The sequence below is a fragment of the Tychonema sp. LEGE 06208 genome (genome assembly GCF_015207505.1).
In the GTDB taxonomy this organism is placed as follows: Bacteria; Cyanobacteriota; Cyanobacteriia; order Cyanobacteriales; family Microcoleaceae; genus Microcoleus.
The window spans coordinates 1-24136 of sequence record NZ_JADEWT010000062.1 but is presented as its reverse complement, the minus strand read 5'-3'; the positions used below and the strand labels follow the sequence as shown (position 1 = coordinate 24136).

At 46.6% G+C, this 24136-nt stretch carries 28 protein-coding genes; 13 read left to right on the top strand and 15 right to left on the bottom strand.

The window, feature by feature from the left end; translation table 11 throughout:
- Positions 1 to 93: 93 nt before the first annotated feature.
- Both lptB and IQ263_RS17055 read left to right on the top strand, forming a co-directional pair.
- Complete coding sequence (gene lptB, locus IQ263_RS17060; RefSeq protein WP_194068639.1) at positions 94 to 822, top strand: LPS export ABC transporter ATP-binding protein; 729 nt, start codon at positions 94 to 96, stop codon at positions 820 to 822.
- Between the two features lie 185 nt (positions 823 to 1007).
- Entirely contained in the window at positions 1008 to 2174 is a 1167-nt protein-coding gene (locus IQ263_RS17055; RefSeq protein ID WP_194068637.1) for an LptF/LptG family permease, read from the top strand.
- A gap of 329 nt (positions 2175 to 2503) precedes the next feature.
- Here the strand turns inward: IQ263_RS17055 and IQ263_RS28625 are convergent, their stop codons facing one another.
- The 3 genes from IQ263_RS28625 to IQ263_RS17045 are packed head-to-tail and all read right to left on the bottom strand — an operon-like array spanning position 2504 to position 4268.
- A complete protein-coding gene (locus IQ263_RS28625) occupies positions 2504 to 2713 on the bottom strand; it encodes a hypothetical protein (RefSeq protein ID WP_228050121.1) in 210 nt (69 codons plus the stop codon).
- Positions 2714 to 2725: 12 nt separating this feature from the next.
- Complete coding sequence (locus IQ263_RS17050) at positions 2726 to 4090, bottom strand: hypothetical protein (protein WP_194068635.1); 1365 nt, start codon at positions 4088 to 4090, stop codon at positions 2726 to 2728.
- 40 nt (positions 4091 to 4130) lie between these two features.
- Positions 4131 to 4268 carry a hypothetical protein gene (locus IQ263_RS17045; RefSeq protein WP_194068633.1) on the bottom strand — a complete coding sequence of 46 codons (138 nt, stop codon included), beginning with the start codon at positions 4266 to 4268 and terminating at the stop codon, positions 4131 to 4133.
- Positions 4269 to 4297: 29 nt separating this feature from the next.
- Between IQ263_RS17045 and IQ263_RS17040 the strand changes: the two genes are divergently transcribed.
- From IQ263_RS17040 to IQ263_RS17015, 6 genes are all read left to right on the top strand, one after another.
- Positions 4298 to 4516 (top strand): hypothetical protein, encoded by a 219-nt coding sequence (locus IQ263_RS17040; protein ID WP_194068631.1) that lies wholly within the window; start codon positions 4298 to 4300, stop codon positions 4514 to 4516.
- Positions 4504 to 5223, top strand: coding sequence for a 6-phosphogluconolactonase (gene pgl / locus IQ263_RS17035; protein WP_194068629.1), 720 nt, complete (start codon positions 4504 to 4506; stop codon positions 5221 to 5223). The genes IQ263_RS17040 and pgl overlap by 13 nt, the downstream gene beginning before the upstream one ends.
- A gap of 205 nt (positions 5224 to 5428) precedes the next feature.
- On the top strand, positions 5429 to 6277 hold the full coding sequence (locus IQ263_RS17030) for a double zinc ribbon and FHA domain-containing protein (RefSeq protein WP_194012556.1): 849 nt from the start codon (positions 5429 to 5431) through the stop codon (positions 6275 to 6277).
- 82 nt (positions 6278 to 6359) lie between these two features.
- Positions 6360 to 6851 (top strand): FHA domain-containing protein, encoded by a 492-nt coding sequence (locus IQ263_RS17025; protein ID WP_194068628.1) that lies wholly within the window; start codon positions 6360 to 6362, stop codon positions 6849 to 6851.
- A 285-nt stretch (positions 6852 to 7136) separates the two neighbouring features.
- Positions 7137 to 8408 (top strand): RNA-guided endonuclease IscB, encoded by a 1272-nt coding sequence (gene iscB, locus IQ263_RS17020; RefSeq protein ID WP_194068626.1) that lies wholly within the window; start codon positions 7137 to 7139, stop codon positions 8406 to 8408.
- A gap of 202 nt (positions 8409 to 8610) precedes the next feature.
- Positions 8611 to 9348, top strand: a complete 738-nt coding sequence (locus IQ263_RS17015; protein ID WP_194068624.1) for a PRC-barrel domain-containing protein — start codon at positions 8611 to 8613, stop codon at positions 9346 to 9348.
- 25 nt (positions 9349 to 9373) lie between these two features.
- Here the strand turns inward: IQ263_RS17015 and IQ263_RS28620 are convergent, their stop codons facing one another.
- Positions 9374 to 9640, bottom strand: coding sequence for a hypothetical protein (locus IQ263_RS28620; RefSeq protein WP_228050120.1), 267 nt, complete (start codon positions 9638 to 9640; stop codon positions 9374 to 9376).
- Between the two features lie 93 nt (positions 9641 to 9733).
- On the opposite strand from IQ263_RS28620, the gene IQ263_RS17005 reads away from it, so the two are divergent.
- Positions 9734 to 10195, top strand: coding sequence for an FHA domain-containing protein (locus IQ263_RS17005; protein ID WP_194068620.1), 462 nt, complete (start codon positions 9734 to 9736; stop codon positions 10193 to 10195).
- Positions 10196 to 10489: 294 nt separating this feature from the next.
- On the opposite strand, the gene IQ263_RS17000 is transcribed toward IQ263_RS17005, so the two are convergent.
- Positions 10490 to 11068, bottom strand: a complete 579-nt coding sequence (locus IQ263_RS17000) for a DUF1997 domain-containing protein (protein WP_194011381.1) — start codon at positions 11066 to 11068, stop codon at positions 10490 to 10492.
- A gap of 209 nt (positions 11069 to 11277) precedes the next feature.
- Here IQ263_RS17000 and pheA point away from each other — a divergent pair, with 209 nt between their 5' ends.
- Both pheA and IQ263_RS16990 read left to right on the top strand, forming a co-directional pair.
- Positions 11278 to 12201 carry a prephenate dehydratase gene (gene pheA, locus IQ263_RS16995; RefSeq protein WP_194068618.1) on the top strand — a complete coding sequence of 308 codons (924 nt, stop codon included), beginning with the start codon at positions 11278 to 11280 and terminating at the stop codon, positions 12199 to 12201.
- Positions 12202 to 12324: 123 nt separating this feature from the next.
- Positions 12325 to 12969: a pentapeptide repeat-containing protein gene (locus IQ263_RS16990; protein ID WP_194068616.1), complete on the top strand. Its 645-nt coding sequence runs from the start codon at positions 12325 to 12327 to the stop codon at positions 12967 to 12969.
- Positions 12970 to 13177: 208 nt separating this feature from the next.
- Here IQ263_RS16990 and IQ263_RS16985 read toward each other — a convergent pair whose 3' ends face one another.
- From IQ263_RS16985 to rpsL, 7 genes are all read right to left on the bottom strand, one after another.
- Positions 13178 to 14116 (bottom strand): PspA/IM30 family protein, encoded by a 939-nt coding sequence (locus IQ263_RS16985; protein WP_194068614.1) that lies wholly within the window; start codon positions 14114 to 14116, stop codon positions 13178 to 13180.
- A 227-nt stretch (positions 14117 to 14343) separates the two neighbouring features.
- On the bottom strand, positions 14344 to 14985 hold the full coding sequence (locus tag IQ263_RS16980) for an LON peptidase substrate-binding domain-containing protein (RefSeq protein WP_194011385.1): 642 nt from the start codon (positions 14983 to 14985) through the stop codon (positions 14344 to 14346).
- A 471-nt stretch (positions 14986 to 15456) separates the two neighbouring features.
- Positions 15457 to 15774 carry a 30S ribosomal protein S10 gene (gene rpsJ / locus IQ263_RS16975; RefSeq protein WP_194011386.1) on the bottom strand — a complete coding sequence of 106 codons (318 nt, stop codon included), beginning with the start codon at positions 15772 to 15774 and terminating at the stop codon, positions 15457 to 15459.
- Between the two features lie 331 nt (positions 15775 to 16105).
- Complete coding sequence (gene tuf, locus IQ263_RS16970; RefSeq protein ID WP_194068612.1) at positions 16106 to 17335, bottom strand: elongation factor Tu; 1230 nt, start codon at positions 17333 to 17335, stop codon at positions 16106 to 16108.
- A 101-nt stretch (positions 17336 to 17436) separates the two neighbouring features.
- Positions 17437 to 19509 (bottom strand): elongation factor G, encoded by a 2073-nt coding sequence (fusA, locus tag IQ263_RS16965; protein WP_194068610.1) that lies wholly within the window; start codon positions 19507 to 19509, stop codon positions 17437 to 17439.
- Positions 19510 to 19839: 330 nt separating this feature from the next.
- Positions 19840 to 20310 (bottom strand): 30S ribosomal protein S7, encoded by a 471-nt coding sequence (gene rpsG, locus IQ263_RS16960; RefSeq protein WP_106150481.1) that lies wholly within the window; start codon positions 20308 to 20310, stop codon positions 19840 to 19842.
- A 117-nt stretch (positions 20311 to 20427) separates the two neighbouring features.
- Positions 20428 to 20808 (bottom strand): 30S ribosomal protein S12, encoded by a 381-nt coding sequence (gene rpsL / locus IQ263_RS16955; RefSeq protein WP_006632197.1) that lies wholly within the window; start codon positions 20806 to 20808, stop codon positions 20428 to 20430.
- Positions 20809 to 21081: 273 nt separating this feature from the next.
- Here rpsL and IQ263_RS16950 point away from each other — a divergent pair, with 273 nt between their 5' ends.
- Positions 21082 to 21231: a hypothetical protein gene (locus IQ263_RS16950; RefSeq protein WP_194068608.1), complete on the top strand. Its 150-nt coding sequence runs from the start codon at positions 21082 to 21084 to the stop codon at positions 21229 to 21231.
- A 416-nt stretch (positions 21232 to 21647) separates the two neighbouring features.
- Positions 21648 to 22496, top strand: coding sequence for an Npun_R2479 family HD domain-containing metalloprotein (locus tag IQ263_RS16945; RefSeq protein WP_194068606.1), 849 nt, complete (start codon positions 21648 to 21650; stop codon positions 22494 to 22496).
- A 293-nt stretch (positions 22497 to 22789) separates the two neighbouring features.
- Here IQ263_RS16945 and IQ263_RS16940 read toward each other — a convergent pair whose 3' ends face one another.
- From IQ263_RS16940 to IQ263_RS16930, 3 genes are all read right to left on the bottom strand, one after another.
- Complete coding sequence (locus IQ263_RS16940; protein WP_194068605.1) at positions 22790 to 23305, bottom strand: ferric uptake regulation protein; 516 nt, start codon at positions 23303 to 23305, stop codon at positions 22790 to 22792.
- A 54-nt stretch (positions 23306 to 23359) separates the two neighbouring features.
- Positions 23360 to 23698: a hypothetical protein gene (locus IQ263_RS16935; RefSeq protein WP_228050119.1), complete on the bottom strand. Its 339-nt coding sequence runs from the start codon at positions 23696 to 23698 to the stop codon at positions 23360 to 23362.
- A gap of 90 nt (positions 23699 to 23788) precedes the next feature.
- Positions 23789 to 23944: a hypothetical protein gene (locus IQ263_RS16930; RefSeq protein WP_194068603.1), complete on the bottom strand. Its 156-nt coding sequence runs from the start codon at positions 23942 to 23944 to the stop codon at positions 23789 to 23791.
- Between the last annotated feature and the right edge of the window lie 192 nt (positions 23945 to 24136).

Genomic DNA, 24136 nt, shown 5'->3' with positions numbered 1-24136 from the left:
GATGACTGATGACTGATGACTAATGACTGATGACTGATGACTGATGACTGATGACTAATGACTAATGACTTCTAATAATTTGCCTCGGCAAGTATGAAAATTGTACTCGAAAATATTCACAAATCCTACGGAAAACGCAATGTAGTTAGTCGCGTCAACCTTTCCGTAGCCCAAGGAGAAATCGTAGGACTGCTCGGCCCCAACGGTGCCGGCAAAACCACAACATTTTACATAGCAACCGGATTAGAAAAACCCAATCAAGGAACTGTTTGGCTCAACGATTTAGACATCACTAAAATGCCCATGCACAAACGAGCGCATTTGGGAATTGGCTATCTCGCTCAAGAAGCCAGCATTTTTCGCAACATGAGCGTGCGCGACAACATTTTGTTAGTCCTAGAACAAACTCAAGTGCCTCGTGGGGAATGGAAAGATCGAGTCGATTTCCTGTTGGAAGAATTTCGCTTACAAAACATAGCATCCAGTTTGGGAATTCAAGTTTCGGGGGGAGAAAGGCGGCGGACTGAACTGGCGAGAGCACTAGCCGCTGGGCGAGACGGGCCGATGTTCCTATTTTTAGACGAACCGTTTGCAGGCGTAGATCCGATCGCCGTAGATGAAATTCAAACGATAATTGCCAAACTGCGCGATCGTAAAATTGGCATCCTGATCACCGATCACAACGTCCGAGAAACCCTCGAAATTACCGATCGAGCCTACATCATGCGAGACGGTCAAATATTAGCCTCCGGCGCTGAAGAAGAACTCTACAGCAACCCCTTAGTCCGGCAATATTACCTAGGCGACAGCTTCGTGCGGTAGTCTTGTATAGCAACCGCCAAAGGCGCGACAGACAGACTCAGTAGGGGCGGATTCGCCTAGATATCAATCATCCCAGCCCAGATATCTATAAACCCGCCCTTCCACAACCATAAAAACACAATACAGAAATTTAAAATTGATAATTTAAATTGTAGCTTGAAGAGCCACAGCAAAAACGCCAAACTATGAAAATAGCAATCTCCAAATCCTTCAATCCCCTCAACTGGCTGCCAAGAATCTCAGTAATGGACTGGTACATTACCAAAGAATTAATCGGCCCGTTTCTATTTGGAGTCGGACTTTTTACATCCGTCGCCGTCACAGTTGGAGCCTTATTTGAATTAGTCCGCAGAGTAACAGAATCCGGCCTCCCCTACAGCGCCGCCCTAGAAATTTTTCTGCTGCAAATTCCCTACTTCGTAGTATTAGCTTTCCCAATGTCAATGCTGCTAGCAACCTTAATGGCCTACAGCCGACTCTCCAGCGACAGCGAACTCATCGCCCTCCGCAGTTGCGGAGTTAGCGTTTACCGACTGGTAATGCCCGCAGTCATTATGAGTTTAATTGTTGCCGGCTTCACCTTTGCTTTGCAAGAGTTAGTCGTACCAGCCGCCAGCTACAGAGCAACTGTAACTTTAGACAGAGCCCTGAAGCGAGAAAAACCAACATTTCAAGATCGAAATATTATCTACACAGAATTTCGTAAACCCGAAAAAGGCGGCGAAGAAACCCTGTCCCGCTTTTTTTATGCTGAACAGTTTGACGGCAAGCAAATGAAAGGTTTAACAATTATCGATCGCTCCACCCCAGGGCTCAATCAAATCGTTTCTTCAGAATCAGCTACTTGGAATCCCTCAGAAAACACCTGGGATTTTTACAACGGAACCGCTTATCTTGTCGCTCCTGACGGCTCTTACCGGAATATAGTTAGATTTCAACACCAGCAGTTGCAACTCCCCCGCACGCCCTTAGATTTAGCAGCCAGAGTGCGAGATTTCAAGGAAATGAATATTGCTCAAGCTTTAGAGCGTTTAGAAATCCTTAAAAACAGCGGCGATGTACCGCAAATTCGCAAACTCAAGGTGCGAATTCAAGAAAAATATGCTTTTCCTTTCGTGTGCTTGGTATTTGGTTTAGTGGGAGCAGCTTTGGGAACTCAACCGCGCCGTTCCGGCAGAGGAACGAGTTTTGGGATTAGTGTAGTTGTAATTTTTACTTACTATGTATTTTCTTTCATCACCAGTTCTATGGGCGTAAAAGCTGCTTTGACTCCGATTCTTTCGGCTTGGCTGCCCATAGCCTTTGGCTTTGGAATCGGCGGATTGTTGTTGGTGCGAGCCGCCTCTAGGTAATTTATCTCAAATTAGTCAGTAGTCCTTAGTCAGTAGTCCTTAGTCAGTAGTCATTAGTCATTAGTTAGTAGTCATTAGTTAGTAGTCATTAAGCTGTTTTGCATTTAGATTTTATGTAAAAAACCATAAAAATCTTGTGGGTATCCCGCCCGCCCTGAATATGCAATTTAAAAGGGCGACAGCTTAAGCACCTCCTACAGTCCTCTCTCCTGTAAATTGCGAGATAAAAGGAGGCTCTTCCTCGCCCCAGAAGCATTACCAGGCAGAGCGAAAGTAACGAGCAATCGCTTAAGTTATTAAATTTTCATTCCTTAGTCATCAGTTAATAGTCATTGGGAATTGGAAATTGGGCCGCAAAGCATTGTTTTTTTTCCTATTTTATTTGTGATTAGCCACCAATAACCAATAACTAACAACCAATAACCAATAACTAACAACCAATAACCAATAACCAATAACCAACAACCAAGAACCAAGAACCAATAACCAATAACTAACAACCAAGAACCAAGAACCAAGAACCAATAACTAACAACCAATAACTAATAACTTTAAGGATTAGCAAAAGTATTGATTTCACCGCCGCCAATGTAGCGTCCCGGTGTCAGCGATCGGGGTGTAGAAAAAGGTTGCGGTTGAATTTGCTGCCCCTGATTATTGTTGTTTTGAGGAACAGCTCCAAAATTAGGCTGACCAGGTAAGTTAAGCTGATTTGATTGAGCTGGTTGAAATTCAGAATTCGCTGAATTGGGAGAGACTTGGGGGTTAATTATTTTGCTTTCCCCGATCGCACTTGGAAAAGAGGATTGACGGACATTGGGAAGTAGCGGTATGGGCCCTGGTACGACTGCTGGAAGTGCCGCGGGTTGAACTTCCGGTGCTACACCGGAGCCATATAAATTAGTTTGATAGGGATTTTTTGGCATCGCTACAGTTGCAGGCGCAGTATTAATTTCCCCGAGGCTGGGTACTCTGGAATTTAACCGGGCAGATGATTCAGGGGTTGTAGCTGTTGGGTTTAAGAATTGTGGAGATTCGCCGATTATATTTGTTTGAATCGCAACTGAGGGAAGTGCTACCGGAACATTCACAGGATTTGCTCTCCCTTGAGCTGTAGCGGCCGCTGGGAGCAAATTTGCCGGATTTGCCGGAGACTCGCTCGAAGCCGGTCGATCGAGCAATTGAGCCGAGGAAGCCGTGTTTTCAGTAGAAGTCGCCGTTGCCGAAGTGTTAGTGGCGAGGTATTTTTGCATAGCTGCTTGCAACGGACTCAAAGCCAGGGGCGCGTCGTTTTGTTTGCCAGAATTAGCACCGCTCGACTGCTGCGATAAAGTGCTTGTCGCTGTACCAGCAGACTCAGGAAAGCCGATCGTTTTTATCCCTGAAACGATCGCCCCACTATTAGATAAACTCAAAGCTGATGCGGCGTTTGAACTTGGCAAGCTGGAATTTAGCGGATTATTGTTTTGGAACCCGGCATCAGGATTTGCTAAATTTGGCAAAGTCAACAATCGGCTCGTTGCTTGCTGCTGCATGGCTGAAGATGGCTGGGACTTTTCTGATCCACCAGCGTTAATTTCGTTGAATAAACCTGGGCCTTTGACTACTGATGAATTTAATAAACTCAATTCAGAATTAGACTGATTGAACTGATTGATTAGCACCGGCAAGCTGTCGATTTCAGCAGCAATGGCGCTATCTTCAGCAGACAATCCGGGTAGCGAAGCTTGATTGTTTGAGGCTGCTACTTCTTCGCCATCTATGCTTAACCTTTCTGGATGTACGGAGACTTCCCAGATAAATAATCCGCCCGCACAGAGTACGGCTAACGGAGCCCAAACCGCTGGTTGCGTCCAGTGGCGCAACCGGGCTATCAGATAGCGGACAGATGTAGGGAATCGCTTAAAGCTTGACATAGTTTTGCTTTCATCCTGTGCGGACTTAAAACTATTTTTCCTAGTCTACCACAGGAATCTTGATGATTTTTGCTTTTTGGGGGTGCGATCGAGCTTGCGATCGCAAGTTGCTACAGACATATAGTGGTTCTCCAGCGTGGTGAGGTATGCCCAATCCCTCCGCTTCGCGCTCGCCCAATGCTCTGCTTGACCAATGCCCTATGTCCTATGCCCCATAGTACCTCATACCAGAGCACAGAACAGAAAGGCTATATATGCCACAAGAATACAAAGCCCGCTAAGAATGATAAAATCCGACTTGACGCGGTGTTGAGGCTTCCAAGCGTGGCGGCCGATCGACCCGATCGCAAAATTTCAAAGCAAAATTGGCAATTGCCGATCGCCACACGCAGAAGAAAGTTAAAAGGAAATAAATGCAAAAAATAGTAGAAGTATTAAAAAATCGAGAAGAACTCATAGAGCGCTCCCTCGCGGTTGTCCTGTCGAAAATCGCAGCAGCCATCGCAGAACGCGGACTTTGTACGATCGCCTTAGCGGGCGGAAGCACACCAGAACCGCTCTACAGATCGATCGCCAGCCAAGACCTGCCTTGGGACAAAATTCACGTTTTCTGGGGTGACGAACGCTACGTTCCCGCAGAACACCAGGACAGCAATCAAAAAATGGCGCGCCTCGCGTGGCTCGATCGCACAAACATCCCCGCCAGCAACATCCACCCGATGCCCACAGGCTCCGGCGACCCCGCAGCCGATGCCTCAGCACACCAAACTCAATTGCAGCAGTTTTTCAAAGTATCCGACGGCGAGTTTCCCGCTTTCGACATCATCCTGTTGGGCATAGGAGACGACGCCCACACAGCCTCTCTATTTCCCGGCACACCAGCCTTGCAAGTCCGGGACAGCTTAGTAACTGTCGGCAACAAAGACGGTGAACCCCGCATCACCTTTACAGTCCCCTTAATCAACCGCGCCCGCTGCGTCATCTTCATAGTCGCAGGAGCCAGCAAACAACCGGCCCTAGCTCAAATTTTTGCCCCCGCAGCCGACCCCATGACCTATCCGGCCAGACTCGTTCAACCAGAGGGCGAACTTTGGTGGCTGCTCGATCCCGCCGCCGGTGTTGCCCTAAAATAGCCCGGAAAGCTTGCGCCGCCGCAGTACAGTCAGCACATCGCTAACTTGATTTTGCCCCTCACCGCCAACGTCGCGGTGCGGAGTCAGTTGCTAGTATTGGCTAAGCAGTATAAGAATTGTGGCGGTTAAAGTTAAAATTTGACCATATACCTAGTATTTTTTATGAGGCTGATTTGAAAATCTGGCCGATAGCAAGGAGAAATCGATGATTGTCTGTCCCAATTGCAATCACCAGAACCCCGACGGGGCCAGCCAGTGCGAGGCTTGCTACACGCCTTTACCCGTTACCGCAAGTTGCTCGAACTGCGGTGCAGCGGTTCAGACAGATGCAGCATTTTGCGGTCAGTGCGGCTTTAACTTGCGTCCGGGTTCCACAGTTCCAGAAGAAGTTGAGGTGACAGTACCGTCAGCCTCGACGGTGGAGCCTACAGTGGTATCGCCGCCGGTCCCGGATTTAGCGCCCACCGCACCCATGATGGCAAGGGAACCTTTAGTTACGGCAAATAAGGCACTCGACACCGAACCCCTGACGGCAGCGGAACCTTTTGTCACCCCAAATCTGGGGCCGAACTTAGAAAAAATACCCGCCAGTATTCCTACAATTCCAGATCCGCCGCCTTTACTCTCGGTTCCTGTTACAACTGAATCGGCGGCAACTGCAGTAAATACTTCTCCCCCGGTTCCCGCCCCACAGCCAGCGGGTGTGGCTAAAACTCAACTGCAACAGCAATCGGCGCGCCTGATACACGTTCAGACAAATACGCCGATAGAATTGCCTCACAGTCTTTCTGTGGTTCACATAGGCAAGCCAAATGACTTAGTGCCGCCGGATATTGATGTTTCTGGATTTGCTAATTCTGAGATTGTTTCTCGGGTACACGCAAATCTCCGGGTGGAGGGAGATGCTTGCTACCTAGAAGATGTAGGCAGTTCTAACGGCACTTACGTTAACAATACTCCTCTGCCAAAGGGAAACCGACACCGGTTGCGAGCGGGAGACCGCATCTCTCTGGGGAAAGGAGACCTGGTTACGTTTCTATTTCAAATCTCTTAGATCGAGTTTGGATTGGGCGATCGAAAGTCTAAAATCTAAAATCGCATCTTGAGGCGCTCTACCAAAACTCAATGCTGCCAATGTGATTAAGCTGACCTTGCTACATCCACTCCAGTCTATACCCGTCCGCAGTTGGATCTTTGAAGACGAGCAGGTCGTCCGGATCGGGCGATCGAACGAAAACCACGTCGTTCTTTTTAGCGCTGTGGTTTCTCGTCGCCACATCGAATTGCGGCGCAGCGGCATCAGTTGGGAACTGATCAATTTAGGTACCAACGGCACTTACCTCGATGGTAAGCCGATCGCCAAGGTTCCTGTTGTAGACGGTCTGATCGTTCACTTGGCTCGATCGGGCCCGAAAATTCAAATCAATGTCGATCCAAATCAGCCCTCTGTCGAGTTAGGAGTTCCTAGCGTCAAGCCAAGGGATGTTAAGGCAATTCACGCTCCCTCCTTGGGCGCGCCCCTGAGCACGATTCCTCTTCGCGACCAAAAAGAAGTTGGCACTTCTAAAGAAGAGGATGACTTAACGGAGGCAGAAAAAACTCCAAATTATTTGGAAGAAGATTATTAAATCAGTATCTTTGGCTACAGCTCAAAAATGACTGCAAACCCGTTCGTAAAAACCTACCAAAATCTGGACACAAGTAGAAACTTCTACCACAGAGTAGAACGTGCAGGTTAAGGCTTTCTTAAGCCTACGTTGGGAGGGTCATGACACCAGAAAATAAACGCCAGTTTTCTGCCCTGTCGAACTAGGTTAAAAAGTAGTGGCGAAAGGTTGATAAGCCCGTGCCTAGTTCCTAACAAGCCCTCTCAACATTACCGAGGCAAACCTTACTTAATTGGATGACAGAAGATGTCAAACTACGTTTTTCTCATTGACGCTCAAAAGACACCGATGAATCCGATTCATCCAGCACAAGCAAGAAAATTATTAGAGCAGGGCAAGGCGGCTGCTTTTCGCAGATATCCCTTTACTCTAATTCTGAAACGAGCTATCGAGCGTCCAATTGTTCATCCTCTTACTCTCAAAATCGATCCGGGTTCAAAAGTTACGGGATTTGCTCTTGTAACTGACAGGGATGAGGTTATTTGGGGGATGGAATTGAAGCATCGCGGGCAGCAAATTAAACTAGCTATTGACTCTCGCAGGTCTTTACGGAGAGGTCGGAGAAACCGCAATACACGCTACCGCCAGCCGCGTTTTCTGAACCGTTCGCGCCCTCAAGGATGGTTAGCACCAAGCTTGAAGCATCGGGTTTTAACCACAGAAACTTGGGTCAAGCGCCTGCGTAAATTTGCTCCGATCCGTGAGATCGGACAGGAGCTAGTTAAGTTTGACACGCAAGCACTAGATAATCCAGAGATTAGCGGGTGCGAATACCAACAAGGCACTTTGTTTGGCTGCGAGATCCGCGAGTATTTATTAGAAAAGTGGCAAAGAAACTGTGCTTATTGCGGGATTGAAAATGTGCCTTTACAGATCGAGCATATTCACCCCTTAGCCAAAGGAGGTAGCAACCGCATCTCTAATCTGTGCTTAGCTTGTGAGAAATGCAACATCAAGAAAGGGACAAAATCAATCGAGCAGTTCCTCTCAAAAAAGCCCGATCTACTTAAGCGGATATTAGCTCAAGCCAAGCGACCTTGTTTGGATGCAGCAGCCGTTAATGCTACCCGATGGGCATTGTTTAATCGACTCAAAGAAACAGGCTTGCCAGTCTATACAGGTACAGGAGGACAAACCAAATACAACAGGACTCGGTTGGGATTACAAAAAACTCACTGGTTAGACGCTGCCTGTGTTGGTATCACAAAAACGCTGCAAGTCTTAACAGAGCGCATTCTCAATGTCACTGCAACTGGTTTGGGTCCAAGGCAGCGCTGCCAAACAGATAAATATGGCTATCCAATCAAGCATCGTCCATTGCGTCCAATTTTGGGCTTTTGTACTGGTGATATTGTTCGAGCCGATGTACCGAAAGGTAAGTATCAAGGAACATTTACAGCTAGAGTCTGCCCTATGTCGGATGGAAGAGGTGAGTTCATTATCAACAAAAAACGGTTTTCGGTAAGGCTCGATTACTGTAAAGCCATCCATCGCAAAGATGGTTACAGTTATGTCTGATATCTGAACAAAAACGGTAGTAATGTCCAGGTATGGGTAGAGATTATCGAGCAGTTCTTAACCCCGATACTGCTGAGGATCGATCCCAAAATTTTAGACGCTGGTTCCTACTGCGGTGATTCCTCTGACGGGCCAAAAACCTAAAATCTTAAATCGACGCTTCGACCGACATTTTTTCTCGTAGCCACTCAGGAGTTTATTTATGAGTAGATCGCAACAACAGATTGTTAAGCGCAGCGAACTGCTAAACCGCCGCACGATCGACCGCAGAACTGCCGAAGAGGTCGGCAGGGTAGACAAGCTTTGGCTCGATTCTCACTCCCAGCGGGCGATCGGCTTTACTTGCAAGTCGGGACTTTTGGGGAACAAAAAAACCTGGTTCGCTTGGGCGCAAGTTGATGCTGTGGGCGAAAATGTTTTTGTCACTATTAACCCGGAACTCCCGGAATTGCATCAGCCGGAACAAGCTGTTTGTCCGATCGGGCTTGAGGTGCTCACGGACGCAGGAAATAAGGCAGGTACGGTGGTTGACTACCTATTTGATGTCACGACTGGTTCTGTTACCGATTACCTGTTTAAATCGAGCGGCTGGCGCGGCGTTTTAGACGGGATTTACTTGTTGCCGGTTGGGGCGATTTCGTCGCTCGGCAGCAAACGGGCGATCGTTTCAGAGGCTTCTGTGTCGGAACCCGTACAGTACGCTGAGGGATTACACAAAAAAGTCGGTCTGGTAGCAGAGTTTTTACACGAAGATTACGACCAAACTCTCCTAAATGTGGCAGAGGTGAAGCGGGGCGCGCAAAATCTGGCGGAAAAACTCCAAGATAAAGCTCTAGAAGTCAGGGATGCAGCTCAAGAAAAAGTAGCAGAGTTGAAGCGACAAAGGCAGGAATCTGTATCGCCACCGCCGACACCGGAGCCCCCAGAGTCGGATCTCTGAAGTGCGGCCAGAGGGCCAGAGGCGACTAATTACCGATCGTATTTTTAGGGGCGACGCGCCCCCGCAAGGTCGATCGGTATTTTTGGTGTCGGATATTGAGGCTTTGGGTATCAGGAATTCCAGTGCTGCTCAAAGCATTGTATTCTATTGGTATTGAATTAATAAGGAAAATGTTAGCAACTCGAAAAGACCTATGTTGTTTGATACAGCAAACTATTATTTTATCTAGAAACTCCGGCATAAATAAGTGGTTAACTTCTGTAGGGCGAGAAAGTCGCCACCCACTGACCACTTTTTTGAGAATCAATTTTTTGGCGGTTTTATCCGAAAAAATCGATCTTGAAGCATATTCGTTTGTATTTGGTGGCGGAGTGTCAAAACATCCGTGATTACCTTAACTCTGCTACATCCTATCCAGTCTGTCGCGGTTCAGAAGTGGTGTTTTGAATCCGCTTCGGTGGTTCGGATCGGTCGATCGAACGACAATGATGTAATTATTTACAGTGCTGTGGTTTCCCGCCACCACGTTGAGCTGTGGAATCACGCCAATGGCTGGGAAATTATTAATTTTGGTGCTAACGGTACTTATGTAGATGATAAACCGATCGCTCAGGTGTCAGTCGCCGACGGGATGACGATTCGCTTGGGCAATTCCGGCCCCAAAATCCGAATTCGGGTAGGGGCGACTAATTTGGAAGCGGATACAGTTACCAGCCCGCCAGAGCGCGAATTTATCGGCCAAAAAGACGAAGCTTCACAAGACCAATCGACTGATTGGTCTATCGGTGTAGGAGTCGTTGAAGACGATCAAGAAGGAGCACAGACTTACATCGATATTCTTGAGTGATCCGCCGTTATCTAGCCCACAAAATCCCATAAAACTCTGGGTGTACTACAGCCTTTGTCAAAAAGGTGAGGAGTTGAGATTTTAGATATTTCGGCTTGCTTTGGCTACGCGAGGGTACAAGTCGCGAGGGTACAAGTTTTAGATTTTAGATTGGGGAATTGGGGGATTGGGGGATCGATACCCCATTTTTCACTCGAACTGCTATATTCGAGCGTTTAACTAATATTTCTGCAATTAAGCCGATTTTTTGCCAAATATCGCTGTAAATTAATTCACCGATTCTCTAGCACAAAATTACCCTTCTAGAGATAAGATTTGAGGGCGATCGCTCGATATTACGTTTATTTCGTTGCTTGCCCATCGGCGGTAATCTAAGAGCAACTGGTGCATCAACCGCTGTTTGACGCTCAACAGCACGCTTTTGAGCAAACCGTTGCCCGTTGCTTCTAAAATCGGTTTCGGTGTCAGCCAGAATGGCGGCGGTAATTCTACTTGCACTTCCAAATCGGCTTTTCCCTTCAAGCAGGTTAGCCCGCTACTTTGGTGTGCAGCAAGCTGTCCTTTAAGATTGAGAGCAAAGCGATCGTTTATATAGCCCACTCCGAGAATTTCGCAAGCCACGGACTCTAAATTGATTGTGCCGTCTGACTGCGCCCACACCCTCATGTCTACCGTGGGTTGAATGTTCAGCATCATAAATTGTAACGGCCGCATTTTCAGGCGGAAACAGTCATCGCTGAGTTGCTCTGTGCGAGTGCGATCGACTAAGGCGTTCACCAGTCGCCTCGGCTGGCGCAGATAATGTTGAATGGGAACCCGTTCATCTGGTACGGCGATCTCAACGGATTGCGAAGAATTAAATCGGATATACATGAGAAAATATTAATATATAGGATTTGTAAGCATATCTTAATAAATTATAACCTTTTTAAGGTGACATAAGTCTCGTATTAGCTCGCGCACTCCCGCAATGTCATCCGAGAAATTACGGATCTAAGCTTTCGGGACTCTGGCTAATTTTTTCATCGTACCTGCTGGCTGATGAGAGTCAAGAAAACATTTGTAACATAAAACTACTAATTATGAAAATTTCAATCGCACATCTCGGCCCTGTAGGTACGAATGCAGAAACAGCAGCTCTAGCTTATGTCAATTGGTTAAGTCTCGAAACTAACGCCGAATGCACCCTGTGTCCTTATTCCACCATTTCTCAGGCACTAGAGGCATCTGCCTCTGGGCTGGTTGACCTTTCAATTGTGCCGGTCGAAAATTCGATCGAGGGGAGTGTGACTGTCACCCTAGACACCCTGTGGCGGCTGGATGCACTCCGCATTCAACACGCCTTGGTTTTGCCGATTTCCCACGCGCTGCTGTCCAATGCTCAAAATTTTAACGAGATTCAAAAAGTTTACTCTCACCCGCAAGCCCTAGCTCAGTGTCAGTTGTGGTTGGCAAAGTTTATCCCGGCGGCTGAGTTGATTCCGGCAAATTCAACTACGGAAGCGTTGCAGTACCTAGAAGATAAAAGTATCGCGGTAATCTCTTCCCCAAGAGCGGCCGAACTCTACAAATTGCCAGTGCTAGCGAGCCCGATTAATGATTATCCTGACAATTACACTCGATTTTGGGTACTAGGCCCAAATACAGGAAAATTGGGAAACGCTGCAACATCCCACGACTCATCAATTCAATCCGCCACGAAATCAGCATCCCCGTCGCATCTAGAGACAACGCCTAATTGCACTCACACGTCACTAGCTTTTAGCGTACCTGCCAATAGGCCGGGATCGCTGGTAAAACCTTTGCAAGTATTTGCCAGTCGCGGTATTAATTTAAGTCGCATTGAATCTCGACCGACTAAGCGATCGCTCGGAGAATATATTTTTTTTACGGATGTTGAAGCGGATGCTGGTTCTACATTAGTGCGATCGGCAGTAGAAGAACTCAAAAATCACACAGAAACTTTAAAAATCTTCGGCTGCTACACTGTACTATCAGTAGTATAGCGGTTCTGCGATCGATGAGGTATGCAGAAACCCTGTATTATCAGGCTTTCCAGGTCAAAATTCATACCTCACCTTGTTGAGAAAGGCTATATAATTTTAGCTACCACTTAGGAGGCTAGCCACATGAATGCTGATGAACTTCTGAAGCGATATGCAGCCGGAGAAAGAGATTTTCACGAAACAAACTTAAAAGAAGCTTATTTGACAGAAGCTTTCCTGGTTGAGATCAATCTAGCCTGTGCAACGTTGAACGAAATTAATTTAACTTTGACAGACCTTAGTTGGGCCAACTTACTAGGTGCAGTCCTCAAGAATGCTGTCCTAGTAATGACCAAACTAAATGGGGCAAACCTTAGCAAAGCAGATTTAACTTTTTCAAGGTTGACAGGATCTGAAATGATGCAGGTCAACCTGAACAAAGCCAATTTGAGCCAGACAAAAATGATCGGTGTGGATTTGACCGGTGCCTCACTGTGCCAAGCTAACCTAATCGAAGCCAACCTCATTGATGCTTGCTTGGACAATACAGATTTTACAAAAGCTAATCTAACTGACGCCAAACTGCGGGGAGCGAGTCTCAAGCAGGCTAACCTGAAAGGAGCATTGTTATATGAAGCTAATTTTCAGGGCGCTGACTTGCGCGGTGCTGACTTGCGCGGTGCTAATTTAAGCGGGGCTATTTTATGCGGTGCTAACCTCGAAGGCGCTAAGTTGGATGATGAAACGGATTTCAGCGGGGTGATTCATTTTTTTATCAGACAAAAGTAAGATAGGGCAATAATATATAGCCTTTCTCAAAAAGGTGAGGAATTGAGATTTTAGATTTTAGATTCTTCGACTTCGCGAGCGAACAAGTTTGAGATTTTAGATTGGGGGATTGGGGGATTGAGGAATTGGAAGATTGGAGAATTGAGGGATTAATTGGTTAATACCTCATCTTTCGCTCGAACTGCTATATACGCGCAGCATCCAACAATTAAGGACGGAAAAATATATTATTCATTTGGCTGAAAGTGCAGTTAATTTGCTCCTGTACCTTAGCAAAATGAACCTGCATCTTGAGAATCTCTTTCTTAGAATTAGCTTCAGTAATCTTGCTTTCCAAAGCCAGCAAGTTGCGGTTGAGAGTTTCTACTCGCACAGTTTGGTCGTCTAAGTCAATTTTTAATTCTGCTACTTTATCCAACTCTAACTGCTTCCGAACCCAGGCGTGGCGAACCAAGTTTTCATCTCCTTTCTGAAGTGCTATCAAGGCTCGCTGCTGCCACTGATTGGCTTGAGATTCAGCTTGATTGTACTGCCACTGAATGCGGAGTTGGGCGGAAATTGCGCTACCAACAGCCTGACGTAATTCTTTGAGAGGTTCCTGAATTTCTGAGATTAATAAATCCCAAAGATTCATCAATTCGTTGGTAAATTCTTCGCGCTTTACAGAGGATACTAATGCTTCTAACAGCAGCAAATTTGGTTGCATTTGCTGCAGAATTGTCTCAAATATGAATTGTGCTTCTGACAACTGCCGATCGCTAGTTTTTTCTGAGACTGCACTGGGTGAGTTTTTTAATATTTTTTGAGTTTTATCTGTCCCTGTTTCTGAATCTAAGCTTACAGGTACGAAGGCTTGTAATTTTTCGCGGGCGATCGCGCTTAGCCTCTCTCGAACTAAATCGCAGGCCGCCTGCTGCAGGGGGCCTGTTTCGTTTTGACAAATCTCGATCGCTATTTTTAAGCCTGCATCGCCGTAATTAAAGGTTTCCTTCAGCGCCGCAATACGGTGTTCGCTGACAGCAGCCGACAGTCGGTGTTTAACTCCTGCTAGCCCGCCGAGTACCACACCGCCGATAGGAGGCGGCATTTGACCGCCTTTAACTGCATCGTATGGTTTCGGTTGGTCGTGATTTTCTAACACAAGCATTTAATGCGATAAAGAACCTATCCGAACTTGTTTGAATTTGCCGCTCAAATAGATACCAGTTCTTAATAAGAATGGAATTCGGTAGTGCGATCGAAAGCTTTAGTCGATCGTTGATTAGTTTTAAAATCTTCGATAGGAAGATTTTAAATTGAAAATAATATGATTTGTGTGCAATTTGGGCTGATGTACAGGCAAAACCGAGCGTATTTTTTGCCTGTGTAAATTCGCTATTTGAGCGTATCTTTCAGTACAGTCCTTGCTGCTAAGTGATTGCGAGTAGAAGTTAAAATTTCGGTTTCGCGTTCCAATCTCGCAGCAGTATCTTGCAGTTCTAAAAGAGTTTGCTGTTCTGTTGCTGCACCGTAAAGGTAGCTGGCTACCCAGTAGGACAATTCTGTGGGCAAACTGGGAATGTCTTCGGGTAGGTCGATCGGCTGATCCATCAATTTGCTGGAGAGGCGAACTACATCTCTCAGCAGTTGTTCGACATCTTGGCCCAAAGGTCTGAGGTCTGTTTGTGGCGGTTCATCTTCAATCCATTCTACTAGACCGACTAAATAGGGTTTTTCCCGAACGGCGTCGAGGACTCGGAACCGCTGCTGTCCGAGAGTCATGATTTTCATGCGATCGTCCGGGAGGCGCTGACAGTGAATTACTTCGGCGCAACAGCCAACGGCTGAGACTTTGTTTTGGTTGGGGTCCCACATGAGTACACCGAAACGGCGATCGCCCTCAAGAATCGTATTCATCATGATTCGATAGCGAAACTCGAAGATTTGCAGCGGCAGTGGTCTACCTGGAAATAGAACCACTTCCGGCAACGGAAATAAGGGGAGTTCGCGAACTGCGGAGGAGGAAGAGGATGCCATTGTCGCTCAAAGGTGACGGTACTTGCGCTTATTTTTCTTACTTTAACTGATTTGAGGAATTCCGGGGCGGGAAACAGGGGCGATCGGGCTTTTACGCGGGCTCCGGGATCGACGGCGGGCGATCGTCAATTCTCCCAGCCACCCCTAGGAACTCAAACAAGCCGTCATGCTTTCAAAATGATAAAAATTATGTTTTTGTTGAATAAACAACATAAAAAGCTATGATAGCCACTTTAAAATGTTTTTTTTTAGCATTCCCACACAGTGCAAATTTTAGATTAATTATACAGATTTATTGAAAAACTAATGACTCATGACTAATGACTCATGACTAATGACTCATGACTAATGACTACTGACTCATGACTAATGACTACTGACTCATGACTACTGTAGATCGCACTTTCAGCAAAAAGAAGGAACAATGTATTTTTCCATTGCTCCTTCTTTTTGTATTTAAAATTCGTCAATCTACAGCTTGACTTCGATATCTACGCCGGCTGGCAAATCCAGTTTCATCAAAGCGTCAATTGTTTTAGCAGAAGGCTGGTGAATGTCGATAATGCGGCGGTGGGTGCGGGTTTCAAAGTGTTCGCGAGAATCTTTGTCTACGTGGGGCGATCGCAGCAAGCAATAAATCCGTCGTTTTGTCGGTAGGGGAATCGGGCCGATCGCAGTGGCGGCTGTCCGATTTGCTGTATCTACAATCTTTTCGCAGGATGCGTCTAGAATTCGGCGATCGAAAGCTTTGAGGCGAATGCGGATTTTTTGCTGTGGAATTGTTGCCATTTTTTTGTTTAATTTTCTAGGTTCAGTTTATTTTTAGTCAGTAGTCAGTAGTCAGTAGTCATTAGTCGGCAGTCATTAGTTTTTACTTGTCAGTTTTTTTTGCTAACAACTAACTGCGGACTAATGACCGTGTCCAAAAACTGATATCCCCCGACTTGAGTCCGAGAACTCCTAAAATTTTAGACTGCTGTTGAAGCTTCTAGATTGAATGCGGGAAGTCCATCTCACATCTAAAATCTCAAATCGATTGACTGATGACTCATCACTAAATAGCAGAAAAGCCACTAAATTTGATTAGGCTTTTCTGCTATTTAAAGCGGAGCGCGGATTCCTACTTGAGGATTTTGGAAACAACGCCTGCACCCACGGTGCGGCCGCCTTCGCGGATGGCGAAGCGCATTCCTTGTTCGATCGCGATCGGGTGAATCAGTTCCACCGTCATTTTGATCCGGTCACCAGGCATCACCATTTCAGCTTCCGAACCGTCATCAGCAGTGAACTGCATGATTGTACCGGTTACGTCTGTTGTACGGACGTAGAATTGAGGGCGGTAGCCAGAGAAAAAGGGCGTGTGACGGCCGCCTTCTTCCTTCTTCAGGATGTAGACTTCAGATTCAAACTGAGTGTGAGGGCTGATGGATTTTGGCTTGGCAATTACCATGCCTCTTTCAATATCAGCCTTCAAAATACCCCGGAGAAGTAGACCCACGTTGTCGCCGGCCATGCCTTCATCCAAGGACTTGGTGAACATTTCCACACCAGTCACGGTAGTGCTGCGAGTGTCCTTAAGACCAATGATTTCGACTGTTTCGCCGACTTTAACTCTGCCGCGCTCGATCCGACCTGTCGCCACAGTACCCCGACCAGTAATCGAGAATACGTCTTCAACTGCCATCAAGAAAGGCTTGTCAATTTCGCGTTCTGGAGTAGGGATGTAAGAATCTACTTCTTCCATCAGCTTGTAAATCTTGTCAACCCACTCATTATCGCCCTTGACAGTCTTGGGGTTAGCAAGCATCACTTCGAGAGCTTTCAAGCCAGAACCAGTCACGATGGGGATGTCATCGCCAGGAAAATCGTAGGAACTCAAAAGTTCGCGAACTTCCATTTCTACCAATTCCAAAAGTTCAGCGTCATCCACCATGTCTTCTTTGTTCAAGAAGACAACCAAGCTGGGAACGCCAACTTGCTTAGCTAGCAGGATGTGTTCGCGAGTTTGAGGCATGGGGCCGTCTGCTGCTGACACTACTAGGATGCCGCCGTCCATTTGAGCAGCACCAGTGATCATGTTTTTCACGTAGTCAGCGTGTCCGGGACAGTCTACGTGGGCGTAGTGACGACCTGTGGTTTCGTATTCTACGTGAGCGGTATTAATTGTAATACCCCGTGCTTTTTCTTCTGGTGCAGCGTCGATGTCGGCGTAGTTCTTCGCCTTTGCTTGACCCAGTGCAGATAGAGTCATCGTAATCGCGGCGGTCAAAGTTGTTTTACCGTGGTCAACGTGACCGATGGTGCCGATGTTTACGTGGGGTTTATTCCGTTCAAATTTTGCGCGTGCCATTCTCGATCTGTTCCTTGTTTTTTTTAGCGATTTTAGACTTGAGATTTTAGATTCTAGATTTTGGATTCAATCCAAAATCCAAAATCTAAAATCCAAAATCATTAGTTCCCTTTGTTTTTCGCGATAATGGCTTCCGCCACATTTCGCGGCACTTCTTCGTAATGGCTGAATTCCATTGTGAAGATGCCTCTACCTTGGGTTTTCGAGCGGATGTCGGTGGCGTAACCAAACATTTCTGCTAGGGGAACCTTGACAGAAACTTTGGCAATTCCCTGATCCGTCTCTTGACCTTCGATCTGACCCCGACGCGAGTTGAGGTCGCCGATGACGTTCCCGATATAATCTTCGGGAACTTCAACCTCTACCTTCATCATAGGCTCTAGCAGCACTGGCGACGCTTTCATCACGGCTTCTTTGATCGCCATTGAACCGGCGATCTTAAATGCCATTTCTGAGGAGTCTACGTCGTGGAAAGACCCGTCTACCATAGTAGCTTTCAGGTCGATCACGGGATATCCTGCTACAATACCTGATTCGCAGGCTTCTTTCATCCCTTGTTCTGCCGGGCCGATGTACTCTTTCGGTACAGTGCCGCCGACAATTTTGGAGACAAATTCAAAGCCTGTTCCGACTTCGGTGGGTTCTACTTCGATGACGACGTGACCGTACTGACCTTTACCGCCGCTTTGGCGGATAAATTTACCTTCGGCGCGGACTGCTTTGCGAATGGTTTCGCGGTAGGCTACTTGCGGCTGACCCACGTTGGCTTCTACTTTGAATTCCCGCAGCATTCTGTCTACCAGAATTTCCAGGTGCAGTTCGCCCATGCCGGCGATGACTGTCTGGTTGGTTTCTGGGTCAACGTTGACTCGGAAGGTGGGGTCTTCTTCCGAGAGCGACTGGAGGGCTTTGGAAAGCTTCTCCATGTCTTGTTTGGTTTTGGGTTCGACAGCCACGGAGATGACTGGTTCTGGAATAAACAGGGATTCCAGAATCACTGGCGATCCTTCTTCGCAGAGGGTGTCGCCGGTGAAGGTGTCTTTCAAACCCAAGACTGCTCCCAAGTCTCCGGCGCGGAGTTCGTCAACTTCTATCCGATCGTCAGCTTTGAGGACAATTAAGCGAGAAACCCGCTCTTTTTTGTCTTTGGTGGAGTTGAGGACGTAGGTGCCCTTTTTGAGGATACCCGAGTAGACGCGAACGAAGGTCAGGCGGCCGTAGGGGTCTGCCATGATTTTGAATGCCAGGGCTGACATGGGCTCGCTGTCGTCTGCGTGTCGTTCTGCGGTGTCGCCGTTGGGCAGCAGTCCTTGAATCGGGGGAACTTCCAAGGGCGACGGCAGGTAGTCGATCACTCCGTCTAACAACAACTGAACGCCTTTGTTTTTGAAGGCTGAACCGCAGAGCATGGGGACGATCGCCCCGGAGATAGTGCCCGCACGCAGGGCCGAGCGGATTTCCGCTTCTGTTAACTCTTCGCCTTCAAGGTATTTTGCCGTGAGGGCGTCGCTGGTTTCTGCTACGGACTCGATCAGCTTGGTGCGGTATTCTGCGGCGAGTTTTTTTACCTCATCGGGGATTTCTATTTCCTCGATATCGGTGCCGGTGTTGTTGTTGTAGATGTAGGCTTTCATTTCCACTAAATCTACAATTCCCCGGAAGTTTTCTTCGCTGCCGATCGGGATTTGGACTGGTACGGCGTTCGCTCTCATGCGATCGCGAATTTGACCGTAGACTTTGTAGAAGTTTGCACCCATCCGATCCATTTTGTTGACGAACACGATCCGCGGTACTTTGTACCGATCTGCTTGTCGCCAAACTGTTTCCGATTGCGGCTGCACTCCCCCTACCGAGCAGAACACTGCGATCACTCCGTCGAGCACTCGCATCGAGCGTTCAACTTCGATCGTGAAGTCTACGTGTCCGGGAGTGTCGATGATGTTGATTTTGTAATCTTTCCAACTGGTGGTGATAGCAGCGGCAGTAATCGTGATTCCCCGTTCCCGCTCTTGCTCCATCCAGTCAGTGACTGCTGTTCCCTCGTGCACTTCACCCATTCTGTGAACCATGCCTGAATAGAACAGAATTCTTTCAGTTGTTGTTGTTTTGCCCGCGTCAATGTGGGCGGCGATGCCGATGTTGCGAGTTTTTTCTAGCGGGACGGTACGTGCCACAGCTACCTCCTTGATTTTGTGTTGCTGTTATAATACTATTATACTACACAGAACCCGATCTTGCACTCCCAGCCACTTACCGTATAAGTATATGGAGCTTATTGTTACATTTTAATATTTTTTGCAACATTTGTTTACAAAAATATTAAGTATGCGAGATGGAGGATTCACAGAGTGCGTAATTTTTTGATTTTCGGAGTTTTGAGTTTGCCTGGGCGATCGCCACTGCGCCAAGAGAAGCAATCTCAACACCCAAAACTTACGCTTGCCAATCCCTCACTCGATGCTTTCATACCGCACGACCGGCCTGTTCTCCATGCCCGATTTGGCTTAGTACCGATAGTGAGCAAAAGCCTTGTTAGCTTCGGCCATGCGGTGTGTTTCTTCGCGCTTGCGAATAGCACTGCCTGTTTCGTTGGCTGCATCCATCAGTTCGTTAGCCAGCTTGGCGGCCATCGAGCGGCCGGTGCGGGCGCGAGCAAATCTGATCAGCCAGCGCAGGGCGAGGGTGGTTCCGCGATCGGAACGCACTTCCATCGGCACTTGGTAGGTGGCGCCACCTACCCGGCGGGCTTTAACTTCTACCAAGGGTGTAGCGTTTTTGACTGCTTTTTCAAACAAGTCTAACGGTTCGGCTCCCGTGCGTTCTTGGATGGTTTTCATGGCATCGTAGACGATGCTGGAGGCCACGGATTTTTTGCCGTGCTGCATGATCCGTCTCACCATCATGCTTACCAACCGGCTGTTGTAGGTTGGATCTGGGGGAACTGGACGTTTTTGAATAACTGTGCGGCGAGACATAGTTTTATTGGGGTTTTTTGATTTTGATTGATTGAATTTGGGGTTGTGAGTTCAAATTTTAGATCGGCGATCGAACTTAATTTTTGCTGGCTCATCCCCGGCGATCGGGCGTCAGTGCTATTTTTTCTCTTTAGGACGCTTGGCCCCGTACTTGGAACGACCTTGCTTGCGGTCTTTCACCCCGGCGGTGTCTAATGTACCGCGAATGATGTGGTATCTAACTCCGGGCAAATCTTTTACCCGACCGCCCCGGATCATTACTACCGAGTGTTCTTGTAAGTTGTGACCAATCCCGGGGATGTAGGCTGTCACTTCAAAACCAGAAGTCAGCCGTACCCGAGCCACCTTCCGCAGCGCCGAGTTGGGTTTTTTCGGGGTGGTCGTGTACACTCTGGTGCATACTCCGCGGCGCTGGGGGCAACTCTTGAGAGCTGGCGATTTGGTTTTTTTCTGCGTTTGTTCCCGTGCTGAACGGATGAGTTGCTGAATAGTGGGCATGAGTTACGGCATTTCTAGCTTTTTGCTGAATATAGTGATTTGGCGGCATCCGCACTGAAAGTCCCTTCCCTTCAGGAGGGACGGGATATATGAAAATAATTATGGGTAAGTGAGGATACCAGACTCCATATATTACACCACTAGACTTTTTTTGGCAAGGAATTTGCGAGTACGGGCGATCGAACTTCCAGCAAGCAAGGAAGTTGGGACGAGGATCTCGCCCGCGAGTGCCTAATATGTGGCATATTATTAATTAATTCAAGCTCAAATTTAATGGGGATCACAGCCGTCAGCCAAATTTATGACGGTTTTATGACGGTCGATACTTCGATCGCCTCACCATCTTCGGCAGACTCCCGTCAACCGAGTGCGCGCGATCGCATCACAGTCTGGGCCCGATCCATATCACATAAACTTATCTAAAATTGCCGGATAATCAGAGATACACATTGAGTTAACTGCATGAGATGAGAACCAAAGCTTACATTTCCGAACAGACATTTTCCGAAGTTTACTTCAACATTTGGAAATTTGGTAAGACCGAGCAAACTGTGTTCCAGAAAATACAACACGCAATTAATTCTGAGAGTCTAAAAAAAATCAGAAGAGCTAAAAATTATCAGCAGACTGCTCTCTGCAGTGCGGCGGAGACGGGTTTCAGTCCAATACTGATTTGATTTAAAGACTTGAAATAACTGCTTTCATAGAATTACAAACAATTCACATAGCGTGAATTAGATTTAAGCCTTTAATTAAAATCCCCTCCCTACAATTAAAGAAACTCAAACTCGGTGCACCAATCAATCTTAAAAGGCAATATTAAGGTAAAATAATAGAGTATGTTTAATTCCACAGAACTGCTGATAGAGGCTTTCATTGAACAACTAGAAAACGGTTACAGCCGCACCTACGGAGGCTACAAATCAGACTATGCCGACATTATTGCCTGGGTCGGAGCAATGGCATTAGAAAACATCGCCAACAGTGACGCTCTTTATCACAATGTAGAACACGCAATTTGCATTACCTTAGTAGGTCAAGAAATCTTGCGGGGAAAACACATTCGCAAGGGCGGAGTCTCCTGCGAAAACTGGCTCCACTACATCATTTCTTTGCTGTGTCAAGACATCGGATATGTCAAAGGAGTCTGCCGACAAGACCAAGTATCAGAAGGATTGTACGCTACCGGAAAAGATGGCATGAGAATTGCACTACCTCCCGGTGCCACAGCCGCCAGCCTAGCTCCTTACCGAGTTGACAGAGCAAAACTGTTCATTGACGAGCGTTTCGGCAACCACAAGCTAATTAATGCCGAGATAATTAAGCAGAACATAGAACAAACTCGTTTCTCGGTGCTTGACGGCAACACTGACGAAGATACACTAAATTATTCTTTAGTTCGCGGTGCTGACTTAATAGGTCAGTTCAGCAACCCGCAATATTTACAGAAAATTGGCGCCCTGTTTTACGAGTTGGAAGAAATCGGTGCTACTAAAATTTTGGGCTGCCGGCATCCGGGCGACTTGCTGCAAAGCTACTCAAAGTTTTATTGGAGTGGAATTTATCCTCACATCAGCGAATCCCTCGGTTACTTGCAGTTGACGCAGGAAGGCAAACAAATTGTTGCTAGTTTGTACGCTAACGTATTTCGTATGGAACACGAACGTTCCGATTCTGAGGCTGCTTGAGTACAGGGGAAGTCATTAGTCATTAGTCATTAGTCATTAGTCATTAGTCATTAGTCATTAGTCATTAGTCATTAGTTATTAGTTATTAGTCATTAGTGCTGTCCCCGAAGAGCAAACGTTGTTAGTAGTTGGTTATTATAACTAGACGGAAATAACGAATTGTCTCGTGTCAGATCGATTTACCGCAATAACATTAGTTCGTTATGAAAGCGGACTTAAGTCCGCACTACAAACCGTTTAAGATGCGATCGTCTATTGGACGTGATATTACCAATTACCCAAGCGTATTTGACTCAACTCATTTCCTGCTCTAGTTCCGAATGATATCTCGGACACAACCAATTGCTCGGTAGCAAAGAAGGCCATCCCTCCCGCAGCGCTTCCAAACAAACCGCACGCACAGTTAACTGACAGTCGAGCAGTTCTACACCAGCTTTTTCAACTTGCTTTTTACCAATTTTTCCAATTGAGTCGTCGCTAAATTCAAAGGTTTTGTGACACTGAATGCAAACCAGATGGTGGTGGTGATGCAATTCCGGTAAATTCAGTTCGTAATGTTTGTGTCCTTCTGCTAATTCTAGTTCGCGCAAAATGCTAATTCTTGCTAATAAGTGCAGCGTTCTATAGACAGTAGACAAGCCTATTCGTTCTCCTTGACTTTGCAAAATATTGTATAATTCTTCTGCACTTAAATGATTGCCTTGTCGCAAATTTTGAAACACATTCAAAATTGTTTCTCGCTGGGGAGTCAGGCGACATCCTCTCTGGTTTAGTTCGACTTTGAGTGAGTTGCTGCTGTATATATTCATCACTAATTTATCCCAATAATTGTTATAATTTCCCCCTCTGTCAGGGGGAGTTTACTAGATCCTAATTCCGGTTGCTAAAGGTGGAATAGAAGGATTAATTGTCTGTTTTTCTGCATAATCTTTGTGAGCTCTAGAGCAATGTTGCTGGCAAGAATTGGCAAAACAAGTCTTTGGTTCAAAGTCTGTACAGCCGATCGCATCCTCAGTACAAGCAACGCACGGCCACACCGTACACTTGAGACGGTAGTCATTCGTAAAAAATTCGCAATTGGAACAAGGAATTTGATGCAGGCGCCGGAGTTGCTGGAATCCTTCTCGCAATGCTAGCCAAGCACTCCACAAAAACACGAGCATCAAAATACTGATACAGAAGCAGTAAATAACAACAGTCATAGGGTAATTTCTCAAAGTATACACAAATTAGAAACAGATTTAAGTCAGCAATAAAGTAGGAAAGAACTTGGTTTCTGACTTAAATCGCCTTCAGCTTCTATTCAAACGGGCGCGAGAAGCGTGCCAGATGTGACCGACAAGGGCTAATATACCCAAGAAAAATTGTGCGTTTAGGCGGGCATTACCAACCCAAAACTTAAAATTCGCTTCATCCTTTTCCAAGTCGTTAACGCTAGCAATTGTCACAGTTCTTTCCATCGTAAAATTAATATCTGGGCAACTTTTAACTCGAATATTGTTGCCCTTAGCCTCTGACGGGGTGACAACCCCGTTAAAACATAGACTCAATCAAGGACATAGCTCTCATACCCTTCTGAAAAAATGGCAATTTATTAGGTCTTATTTTCATTAATTCAACAACTATTTCCTGACAATATT